The organism is Bdellovibrio sp. HCB290 (assembly GCF_047305925.1).
GTDB lineage: Bacteria > Bdellovibrionota > Bdellovibrionia > Bdellovibrionales > Bdellovibrionaceae > Bdellovibrio.
Window position 1 is genome coordinate 2,340,304 of sequence record NZ_CP178620.1, and the last position, 11,815, is coordinate 2,352,118.

Below are 11,815 nucleotides of genomic sequence, written 5' to 3' on the forward strand. Positions count from 1 at the left end.
TTCATTTTACTCCGACAGAGTCGGAGTGTAAGCAGTTTACTTCGTAATTCTCATTGTTGGGAAGAAAATGATATCTCTGATCGACGGTCTGTCCGTCAGGATCATTACGATACGTTCGATACCCAAGCCCACACCACCCGTTGGTGGCATACCCGCATCGATCGCCAACAAGAAATCTTCATCCATCGGATGAGCTTCTTCATCGTTTCCACGATTAGCTTCTTGCTCTTTCAAACGCGCCAGTTGGTCTTCAGGATCGTTCAACTCAGAGTAGGAGTTACCGATTTCCATGCAAGCCGCAAACGGTTCGAAGCGCTCAACCAAACGATCGTCACCACGGTGAATTTTCGTCAATGGAGAGATCTCTTTAGGATGATCCATTACAAACGTCGGCTGCCACAAGTGTTGTTCTGCTGTTAGCTCGAACAACTCCATGATCATTTCGCCGCGTTTACCTGGCTTATCCATGTCGCCGCCCATTTTGTTAACGGCATCGAACAACTCTTGGTCTGTTGCCTTGTCTGGATCGATCTTCGCGTATTCACGAACACCGTCATGAACAGTCAAACGTCTCCAAGGAGGTGTGAAATCGATTTCCTTACCTTGGTAAGATACCTTCATGCTACCTGTGATTTTCAAAGCCAAACCAGATACTAGCTCTTCAAATTGATTCATTTGATAGTTGTAGTCTGTGTAGGCTTCGTAGAACTCAAGCAAAGAGAACTCAGGATTGTGAGTTCTGTCGATACCTTCGTTACGGAAGTTCTTGGAGATTTCGTAAACTTTCTCAAAGCCGCCCACCAAAAGACGTTTCAAGTAAAGTTCAGGGGAAATTCTCATGTACAACTTCATATCCAAGGCTTTGTGGTGAGTTGTGAACGGAGTCGCCGCTGCACCACCATAGATCGGCTGAAGTGTGGGAGTTTCAACTTCCATGAATCCGCGAGAATCCAGGAATCTGCGGATTTCAGAGATGATTTTAGAACGCGTCTCGAAAACTTTGCGAGAATCAGCATCCGTCATCAGATCCAAATGTCTGTGACGGTATTTGATCTCAACGTCTTGCACTCCATGGAATTTCTCTGGCAATGGTTCGATCGTCTTAGTCAAAATTTCGAAATGTTTCAGGTAAATGGAGAACTCGCCCTTTTGTGATTTGAACACGTAACCTTCAACACCCACGATGTCGCCAAGGTCGACCAAATCAAATGCAGCTTTTTCTTTTTCTGCCAACTCTTCTGTTTTTACGTAAACCTGTACAGTTCCGGATTGATCCTGAACGTTGAAGAAGCAAGCTTTACCCATCGCACGTAAAGTCATCAAGCGACCCGCAATACGGTATACAGAATCAGGCTTTTTCTCACCTGCCTGCAAACCGGCCGCGTGCTTTTCCACGATGTCCTTGATCGCCGTTTTATTTTCAAACGTGTATGGATAAGGATTAATACCCTTCTCGCGAAGGGCGTGCAATTTTTTACGTTTTTCCGCGCGAAGCGCGTTTTCTTGAATCGACATACTTTTTTAACTACCTAACTAACCTTAAGATTTTTTACCAGCAAATGCATCCATAACACCGTGAAGAAGCGCGATTGCTTCCTTCTTAGGACGTTGGAATGCATTACGGCCCATGATGGAACCGAAGCCACCACCTTGTGCCATTTCTTGAACTTCTTTAAGAAGCTCTTCAGTACCTTTTGCTTCCCCACCAGAGAAGATAACGATGCGTTTACCGTTGAAGCAAGACTGAACCACGTGACGGATACGATCTGTCAGAGTGGAAACTTTGATACCTTGTTCAGCATATACTTTCGCAGCCGCTGCTTGCTCAATGTGCGCTGTTGGAGGTTTAACTTTGATGATGTGCGCTCCCAATTGAGCCGCAATGTGTGCAGAGTATGCGATCACGTCGATAGCGGTCTCGCCATCTTTGGAGATTTGTTCACCACGCGCGTAAGCCCAGATGATCACCACAAGACCAGCTTGTTTTGCCAAGCGAGATGCTTCAGCAATTTCTTCGTACATTGTTTTGCGTTCAGCAGAACCTGGGTAAACTGTGAAGCCGATACCCACACAACCCAAGCGCAAAGCATCGTCGATGTATGACGTTACTGCCGAGATTGGAGCTTTGTTGCCGTAAAGAGTTTCAGAGTTATTGATTTTTAGAATCAATGGAATCTCACCCGCGTAGTCACGGGAAACTGCTTCGATGAAACCAAGTGGAGCCGCGTAAGCGTTGCACCCAGATTCAATCGCAAGCTCGATGTGGTAGTTAGGATCGTAACCATCTGGATTTTTAGCGAAAGAACGAGCCGGACCGTGTTCGAAGCCTTGATCCACCGGAAGAATAACCATCTTACCAGTTCCCGCCAATTTACCGTGATTCATAATGCGAGCCAGGTTCGTCAATACGCCTGGGTTGTCGGATCCATACCAGCTCAAAATCTCTCTAACTCTTGGTGTCATGTCATCTCCAGAAAATGGTAAAAAATGTGAATGCTCAGTTAATTAGCGGGGTCAAAGGTAGTGAACTTTCTAGGGATAATCAAGCGTCTACATCATAGCGAGCAACGCAGCAATTTACCTTTCCAAAGCGGCTTCTGTGGTATACTGTGGGCACGAATTTCCGCGAGGTAAAAATGAGCACAAACAGAGTGTCTTTCGAAACCACACCAAATCCAGCCACTATGAAGTTCCTTTTGCACACCAAAGTGGCAGACGAAGGCTTTGATTGTCCCTCTGCGCAAGAAGCGGATCGCTCCCCTCTGGCTAGCAAAATCTTTGGTTTCCCGTGGACCAGCTCGGTTTATGTGGGTACTGACTTCATCACAGTCACCAAGCAAGACTGGGTGGACTGGGAACTTTTGGCTCACCCCCTAAGCGGTTTGATTCAAGAGCACATGGACAATAACGAACCCGTTGTTGTTAAAGTTGTACAGCACACGGATGTTGACGACCCGAATGACTCCCCATTCATTAGAAATATCAAATCTGTTTTAAATCGCGAAATCCGCCCGGTTGTAGCCCTTGATGGCGGCGACATTGTTTTCAGCAAGTATGAAGACAACAAGCTTTACATCCACATGCGCGGTGCCTGTGCGGGTTGCCCGTCGTCTCAAGCTACTTTGAAAGACGGCATCGAAGTTCGCATGAAAGAATTGTTCCCGGAAATCCATGAAGTTCTTGCGATCTGAGACCATTCACGAGTCCAAACTACTTCTAAAACTAGCCGGCCCTATCATTGTTGGACAACTTGGTCAGAACTTGATCCAGCTGGCTGATACGTTGATGGTTGGTCACTTGGGTCCGGTGGCCCTGGGTGCTTCCGCATTTGCGGGAAGTGTTTATATCGTATTTTTGATTTTCGGCTTGGGAATGCTCGCGCCCATGACAGCAATGTTTGCGCGCGCATTAGGCCAAGAGGACCATCCCCGTGGTGGAATTTTACTTCGCCATAGTTTACTGATTGCGGGTGGCATTGGCTCAATCATCACTGGGATCTTATTTGCACTCCTTCCGCATTTACATATTTTCGGTCAAACACCGGAAGTCTTAGCGGCAGGTTCTGAATTTTATAAAGTTCTGACTTGGTCGATTTTGCCGGCATTGATTTATCAAGCCTACAAGCAATTCGCCGATGGCCTGGGTCGCACTAAAGTTGCAATGTATGTGATGTTAGTGGGAGTTCTCTTGAACATCGTCGGCAACTATTTGTTAATTAACGGCTATCATGGCTTCCCGAAATTGGGACTTGTGGGAGCGGCATACGCGTCGCTTGGCGCTCGTACCTTCATGATGTTTGCCATGGTTTTCTATGTGCACGCTCATCCGCAGTTTAAAAAGTATCTGGTCAATCCTTGGATCCATTCTTTCGACAAACAGATGCTTAAGAATATGATTCGCTTGGGGATTCCCAACGGATTTACCTTCTTTTTCGAAGTCGGCGCGTTTGCTTCATGCGCGGTGATGATGGGTTGGTTTGGTGCTGTTCCTTTGGCGGCCCATCAAATCGCACTCAGCCTTGCCAGCACAAGCTTCATGGTGACTTTGGGAATTGGCATCGCTTCCAGTATTCGAGTTGGCTTTGAACTGGGTCGCGGCGACTACAAACTCGCTCGCCATGCGGGTTTCACAGCTATTAAGCTGGGAGGCGCCTACATGGGGCTTTGTGGTTTGGGCTTTTTGGCTTTCCGTCACTGGTTCCCAACTTTTTACACCAATGACGTCGATGTTATTGCGTGGGCTGCACAATTCTTTGTGGTGGTAGCACTCTTTGAAATCTTTGATGGAGTCCAAGCTGTCGCTATCGGCGCACTTCGTGGCATGAGTGATACTCAGTGGCCAAGTGTGATTGCCTTTTTCGCGTACTGGATCATGGGCTTGCCGGGCGGTTATCTACTGGCCTTTCATCTTGGAGTGGGACCCATTGGAATATGGATAGGACTTTTGATAGGCCTCATATTTGCCTCAATCCTACTTACGTATCGCTTCCACCGTCTCAGTAAGAGATTTATTGCTTAGTAGTACTACAGTAAGTATTGGATTATTCCGATATTTCTATAGATGCAAAAAGAATTTGTTCAGTCTTTAGTGGCTGTTATTTCAGTACTTTTTCTTATGGGATGTTCGGATGCAGATCCGAAGGTTTCATTTTTGCGTCCCATCGACAACTTCGAGTTCAAACCCAGCAAAGATTATGTCACTTCTACCTTAACGTCTATCACGCTGGATGCGGAGTGCTCTCGCTTTATAACATCTGTAGATCTATCATTTGACGGAGGTTCCACTTGGATCCCGTCAACGACTTATGATTCTGACACTGTGATGTGTTCCACAGATGGAAAATTTCAAATCGATCTTTCCAATGCAAAAGCGCCGATGAATTCCATGACCATCAACAACGGCGATTCCTTCACTGTGAATTTCCGTGCATGGTCGCGCGCGGGAATGTGGATCAACCGTGAAGCCACAATTCGCTTTGTGCCACCCGCGCAAATCAAACAACAAATTCTGGCAGGCGCGCAAACTCAGACCGGATCTGGAATGGTTCTTAAAGGGCGAGTGGTTTCGCATCAGCAGCGCACAGCTTCGGGTGGTGGGTTTGTACTTCACGGAAGGGTCACTCAATGAGAATGCCCTTCTTAATAACCACCCTATTCACACTTTTCACTCAAGCTGCACTTGCGGTTTCTCCGGGCTCTTTACTTACTTACGAAGGCGTGCTGACAGATTCAGGTGGCACTCCGATCACCTCTCCTCAGACTGTGACATTCTCGGTTCTTTACGGTTCCTGTGTTTTGTATTCTGAAACTCAAAGCATCACTCCTGGATCTGTGGGCGAGTTTTCTGTTGTTGTCGGTACTGGTACACGCACTGACACAACTAATAACACTGCAGACCGCATCTTTGCATCTGCGGGATCGGTGAACTGTCAAAGTGCTTCTGCAGTTTCCATGTCTGGATTCACTACTCGCGCTTTACGTATCAATGTGGCCGGCACTGACTTAACTCCGGATGTGACGATTGGAAATATTCCGGTATCGATCAATTCGCAAAAACTGGCTGACAAGGGTCCTTCTGATTTCTTGCAAGTGAATGCGGCCTTGGGCACAACACAATCTAATTTGGAAAGTATCCTGGCTCGTTTCACTAGTTTAGATTCTTTGCTTACTGCTTATACTGGCGGAACTTTGACGGCGCAGTCTGCAACGAACTTTACTGGCTCGTTGGCTGGTGATGTTGGTGGTACGCAAGGTGCGACAGTTGTAAATCGTATCAAGGGCGTGAACCTGGATATGACGGGTCTTACTTCCGGCAAGATTCTGAAATACAACGGCACTGCGTTTTCAGTGGCGGATGATAACACCGGCACTTTACCAAGTGATGCTTCGTATGTGGCAAAAGGTATTGTGCAATTTGATACCAACGTGTCGATTTCGGGAATGCTTATCAGTTCTGGCGTAGCGCGCGTTAACGTCGGGACTTCTGCAGACCAAATCGTAAAGCTTGATTCTATGGGTAAGCTTCCTGCTGTGGACGGTTCGGCCCTGATCAATACACCGAAAGAAATTCCAGCGGGTGCAACTTCAGGACAGGTACTTTCCTCGACTGGTTCAACTTTGCAGTGGATCACGCCATCATCAACGGATTCGACGAAACTCCCGCTTGCTGGTGGTACGATGTCGGGCGCGATTGAAATGGGCTCGAACAATATGACAAACGTGGGCTTTATCACGATGTCACCGAATAAGTCTTTGCATCTTTCAAACAACTCTGCGGACCCTTCTCTTTCCACTGCGGATAAAGGGAAAGTCTGGTTTAACTCGACGACGAATCAAATCAAATACTGGGACGGTTCATCGACACAAGCTTTGGGCGTTGCGGGATCGGGCCTTACAAGTTTGAATGGTCTAACTGGTTCCACACAAACTTTTGGCACGATTGGGACATCAGGAACTGTGCCGAATTGGTCTTCTGCATCTAGCATTCATACCTTAAATATCCCATTGGCTTCTGGGGCGGGTGTCACCGCCGGTCTTTTAAGTAAGTCTGACTATGATGCCTTCAACGCGAAACAAGCTACCGGAAATTACATCACTGCACTAACGGGGGATGTCTCTGCGACAGGTCCTGGTTCAGTGGCGGCGACCATTTCCAATGGTGTGATTACAACAGCTAAAATTGCTGATGGAACTGTCACTGCGACGGATATGAATTTCACTGGCATCAACAGTGGCACATCAAGTCTGGTTCTTAAAGATAGCACAGGCAAGTTTTCCGATTTCAATTGCTCGACTGCTGGTCAAATTCCAACTTGGACTATCTCGGGTTTTACCTGCCAAACTCCTACCGCCCTTTTACCAACTCTTGCTGACAGCAGAATTTGGGTGGGCAATGGCTCTGCTATCGCAACTGCGGTTCCAGTTTCTGGGGATGCGACACTATCTAATACTGGTGCTCTGACGCTGGTAACGGTTGGATCAGGTGGCTCCGGTGTTTCTAAAATTACATTCGATACCAAAGGACGCGTTACTACCGGTTCTGCACTAATATCCTCAGATATCACCACAATACTTGGTTATACTCCGGTAAATAAAGCTGGCGACACAATGACGGGTTCATTGGGTTTTGCGAACTACACGATGTCCTCTGAAACGACAATGACAGGTGGCCTGACTATCTCTGACAAAGGTAAAACCTGGTATAACTCCACCACGAATCAAATCAAATTCTGGGATGGATCTACTGCGCAGACATTGGGAGTTGCTGGCTCTGGCGTGACAAACGTTTCAGGTACTTCCCCGATTTCAGTTACAAACGGATCTACGACTCCTAATATTAGTGTCGCAACTGCAACTGCATCCTCATTGGGTGTGATGCAAGCCGGTTCCGGTTTATCAGTAGCTTCAGGCACAGTCAGCGTAGTTTCAGCTCCTGACCTCAGCACAATTGCCAGCACTGGTATCGTGCAAAGAACCGGCGCAGGCGCTTACACTGCCCTTGGAGTGCTAGCTCCACTAAACGTCTCCGGCTCAAGCCTTGGTTTAACTTATGGTTCTGGACTATTCCTAAACACCGGTACTCTTCAGGTTGATAGTGGTACTACTGCTAATAAAATCGTGGCGTTGAATTCGTCTGCACAGATTCCAGCCGTTGACGGTTCTCTTCTAACAAATATCTCCGCGGGAAATATCTCTGGCACAGTATCTATCACTAAGGGTGGTACGGGAGCTACTACAGCAACTACTGCTTTCAATGCTCTTTCCCCGCTAACTACCAAAGGTGATCTTTTAACACACTCAGGATCTACAAATACTCGGTTGCCTGCAGGAACTGACGGCCAACTTTTAGTCGCAGACAGCGTCAGTGCCAACGGCATGAAATGGTTTGCTCCTCCGTTCTTTAAAAACGGCGGCAATACCTTCGGCTCCGACGCCCTACTGGGAACTACGGACGCCTACAATTTAAATCTTATGGCCGGTGGAGTCTCGAAGATGTCTGTCACACCGTCAGGTAATGTCGTTGTTGGCACTGGAACTCCGATTGTATCCGGCGGAAACACCGGACCTGGCGTCATCACTTTACACGGCGGTGGAGCGTCGGTCACCGATGCAGGCGCAATTGAAATGACAAATCCAATCGCATCTGTGGCCAATGGAACTTTGGGCGGTAAACTAAACTTTAACGTCATAAACAATGCAGGGAACAAAACTGTTGTTTCGATTCAGGGTATTGCTGAAGGCTCAGGTGGGGCAAACGGCTATGGCGGCCGAATGATTTTCCAAACTAAAGTAGACAATGCAACATCCAATCAAGTCGCGATGGTCATTGCAAGTTCCGGTTTTATTGGCATGGGAAATTCTGCACCAGCATACAAACTGGATGTAAACGGTGACATCAACGTAGCCAATGGCTTTGTTTACAGAGTCAATGGCGTCCAAATATGTTCTTCAACTGGTTGTACAACGTCATCAGATCGCAACTTGAAAGAGAATATTATTCCATTAGAAAACTCCCTAGAGAATATTCTTAAACTTGAAGGCGTTGCCTACCAGTACAGAGATAAAACCGTCTATACCGACAAAGACCAAATTGGTGTAATCGCCCAAGACGTGGAAAAGGTTTTCCCTCAAGTTGTTATTACAGATAAAAAAACTGGTTTTAAAGCTGTTGCGTACGACCATTTAGTAGCACCTTTGATCGAAGCCGTTAAATCCCTTTATGCCCGCTTGGTTTCTACTGAAGAGTCCGTGGCAAATCACGAACGCAGACTTGCTTCATTGGAAGATCAAAAAGTTGACCATGCTGAAATCGAAAAACTAAAAAAAGAAAATGAAGAACTTAAGAAGCAAAATGAGAAACTGGAAAAAGATCTCAATTTGATAAAGTCACATCTCGGTCTATAAGTATTTCCCTACTGAAACTATTCTAAATATCTCATTGTTTGTCTCAATATAATAATCCATAAAACCAAAACTTCTGTTCCACCACATTAGTTGTTATCCTTTTATTATTCATGTAAGAGGTACGTTATAATGAAAAAAACTGCTGCATTGCTTATTGCTTCATTGGCTTGCTCACCGGCTCACGCCTTATCAATTGGCGATTTTCTAAAAGCATTATTTAGTCCACCGGTAAAGCAAGAAAGCCCCTCTAGATCACCGAATTCCGCCGGATCCTCTGGATCGGTTTCTGATGCAAAGGCCGAGGAAAAAAGGTTAGCCGAACTGCGCAGAACACGCGGGTTATTGAAAAGCATTTCCTGCACTTTCCATGGCAGCAATAACTATGGTGTTGATCCAAATGCCATTTTTGAATTTCCAGATCCAGATCAAACAGTCTGCGACCCACTTTCCAGCACCCCTTCCGAATCACGCACAAACGGTTTATCTGCCAAGATCTATCTACCTGGTCCTAACATGACGATTCCAGTATCCACCGTGATGGATTACTACAATAAAGGTGTCGCGTTGGAGCAGGATGTGTATTTTGCATCTATCAATGTACCCACCCGTCAATTCACAAAAGGTTTTGTCACAGAGGGTGGCTCCGTATTACTAGACTCCAATGGCAACAAGCTGGTTGAAAACTTTGCACTAGAATATAACTCGATCCTAAAACTTTCTGATTCTGACAAAGAGGGCGAGTATGAACTGGCGTCCATTTCTGACGACGGCGCTCGTGTCTTCTTCAAAGAAGACGATCAATGGAAAGAACTTATTAATAATGATGGCAATCACGCGTCCCGTATGGGTTGCGCGTATCGCACCATAGCTATGAAGCGTGGAACAGAGGTTCCGATTAAAGTTTTCTACTATCAAGGCTCACGCTATCACGTGGCGAACGTGCTAATGTGGAAACACCACAAAGATACAAAAGCTTATAAACGCTCCGTAATGGACAACTTTGTGTGCGGTAAGTCAGGTAATAATTTTTTCTACAACAGCAGTAATGAAAAACCAACGGCTATTACGAAATGGCTACAGTCTACAGGCTGGCAAACGATTTCTAATGCCAACTATAAAATGCCTGAACATAAACCAAATCCTTGCACTCAAGAACCATTCAAGATTGTGGGCTCTCCATCAGTAAGCGCGATCAGTTCAACAGGTGCGAAAGTGATCTGGTCAACGAACTACCCATCCAGCAGTCAACTGAGAATCGCCAATAGTTTTACTGGGGAAGTAGTCTATACGGTAAAAGACGCTACTTTGGTGACAGAGCATGAAGTCCATATTGAAGGACTGGTTCCAGGCTTAGCCTACGATATTATTGCAATTTCAGTTGATGATAAAGGTACAGAAGTACAATCTTTCATCATCACTTACCCGTAGTCTAAACTTCCACGACTAGAAAAAAACCCAAGCTAAGGCTTGGGTTTTTTTTATTTGTACCATTGTCTTACTATGTTACCGCCAACGTGGCGGCACTTCCATCAACTATGCCACTTAATATCAGTACGCTCTTTGATGAAGATAGTCCCGACGATGAAGGTAATCACCGCGATCGTCATCGGATACAACAACCCCGCAAAGTGATTCCCCGTACTCGCCACCAGCGCTGTCCCTATGAATGGCACCAAGCCCCCGAATACCCCGTTTCCAATATGGTAAGGCAAGGACATGGATGTGTAGCGAATATTCGTTGGGAACAACTCCACCAGAAAAGCTGCAATCGGACCGTATACCATGGTTACGAAGATCACCTGAATCCATACCAGGAGCACCAACATCGTGACATCAGGATTTGGTGGCGTCGCTGTAGGATTCGCAGCGTCCCAGCCCGAGTAAAATTCCATGGCTTTGTAAATCGGGATGTAAGACACCGCTGCGATAGCACAACCGGCCATGATGATTTTTTTGCGCCCGATTTTATCTGACAAGCCACCGAACAAGATGAAGAACGGCGTTCCCAATAACAGTGCAATCGCAATAATTTTATTCGCCAGAACGAAATCGACCTTCAACACCGTCTGCAAATAGTAAAGAGCATAGAACTGCCCCGTATACCAAACAACCCCCTGCCCCATCGTGGCGCCGACCAACGCCAGAATCACCAAGCGGCGATTCTCAGGATTCATGAAGCTATCGCGCAAAGGATGCGTTGAAGCTTTACCCTCTGCCTTCATTTGCATAAAGACTGGTGATTCTTGCATGCGCATACGAATGAAGTACGAGAAAATCACAAGCACTACTGACAGTAGGAACGGAATCCTCCAGCCATAGCTTTTGAACTCTTCCTCGCCCAATCCCAAGCGCGTGGCCAGAATCACGCCTAAGGAAACGAACAATCCCAAGGTTGCAGTCGTTTGGATGAAGCTCGTATAATAGCCACGCTTGCCATCGGGACTGTGTTCAGCCACGTAGGTCGCAGCACCTCCGTACTCGCCCCCTAAGGCCAAGCCCTGCAATAAGCGCATTAATAAAAGCAATATCGGAGCCAGCACGCCCACTTGTTCGTAAGTTGGCAACAAGCCGATTAACGTAGTTGAAAGTCCCATGATCAGCAGAGTGACCATGAAGGCATATTTACGTCCGACCACATCCCCGATACGTCCAAACACCAACGCACCGAAAGGACGAACGATAAAGCCCGTCGCAAACGTCGCAAGAGTGCTTAATAGCGCGACGGTTTCATTTCCCTTCGGAAAAAAATGCGCAGAAATGATCGTCGCAAGACTACCGAAAATATAGAAGTCATACCACTCAATCAAAGTTCCGGCGCTGGAGGCACCGATGACTTTCCAGATTTTGCTTTTTTCCGAGACCTGCGAATTTGCTGTCGTTGTGGCCATAAATTCTCCCTATGGCCCCGAGTT

8 protein-coding genes are annotated in these 11,815 nt (G+C 46.5%); 5 read left to right on the forward strand and 3 right to left on the reverse strand.

Annotation, left to right across the window (positions count from 1 at the left end):
* Positions 1–36 precede the first annotated feature (36 nt).
* Complete coding sequence (gene lysS, locus ACLVWU_RS11555; RefSeq protein WP_413574865.1) at positions 37–1,515, reverse strand: lysine--tRNA ligase; 1,479 nt, start codon at positions 1,513–1,515, stop codon at positions 37–39.
* Between the two features lie 24 nt (positions 1,516–1,539).
* A complete protein-coding gene (locus tag ACLVWU_RS11560; RefSeq protein WP_413574866.1) occupies positions 1,540–2,463 on the reverse strand; it encodes a class I fructose-bisphosphate aldolase in 924 nt (307 codons plus the stop codon).
* Positions 2,464–2,636: 173 nt separating this feature from the next.
* Here ACLVWU_RS11560 and ACLVWU_RS11565 point away from each other — a divergent pair, with 173 nt between their 5' ends.
* From ACLVWU_RS11565 to ACLVWU_RS11585, 5 genes are all read left to right on the forward strand, one after another.
* Entirely contained in the window at positions 2,637–3,191 is a 555-nt protein-coding gene (locus ACLVWU_RS11565; protein ID WP_413574868.1) for a NifU family protein, read from the forward strand.
* Complete coding sequence (locus ACLVWU_RS11570) at positions 3,172–4,518, forward strand: MATE family efflux transporter (protein ID WP_413574869.1); 1,347 nt, start codon at positions 3,172–3,174, stop codon at positions 4,516–4,518. Before ACLVWU_RS11565 ends, ACLVWU_RS11570 begins: the two co-directional genes overlap by 20 nt.
* 42 nt (positions 4,519–4,560) lie before the next feature.
* A complete protein-coding gene (locus tag ACLVWU_RS11575) occupies positions 4,561–5,127 on the forward strand; it encodes a hypothetical protein (protein ID WP_413574870.1) in 567 nt (188 codons plus the stop codon).
* A 2-nt stretch (positions 5,128–5,129) separates the two neighbouring features.
* Positions 5,130–8,903 (forward strand): tail fiber domain-containing protein, encoded by a 3,774-nt coding sequence (locus ACLVWU_RS11580; RefSeq protein WP_413574872.1) that lies wholly within the window; start codon positions 5,130–5,132, stop codon positions 8,901–8,903.
* Between the two features lie 129 nt (positions 8,904–9,032).
* A complete protein-coding gene (locus ACLVWU_RS11585) occupies positions 9,033–10,331 on the forward strand; it encodes a PA14 domain-containing protein (protein WP_413574874.1) in 1,299 nt (432 codons plus the stop codon).
* A 101-nt stretch (positions 10,332–10,432) separates the two neighbouring features.
* Here the strand turns inward: ACLVWU_RS11585 and ACLVWU_RS11590 are convergent, their stop codons facing one another.
* Positions 10,433–11,791, reverse strand: coding sequence for an MFS transporter (locus ACLVWU_RS11590; protein ID WP_413574876.1), 1,359 nt, complete (start codon positions 11,789–11,791; stop codon positions 10,433–10,435).
* Positions 11,792–11,815 lie beyond the last annotated feature (24 nt).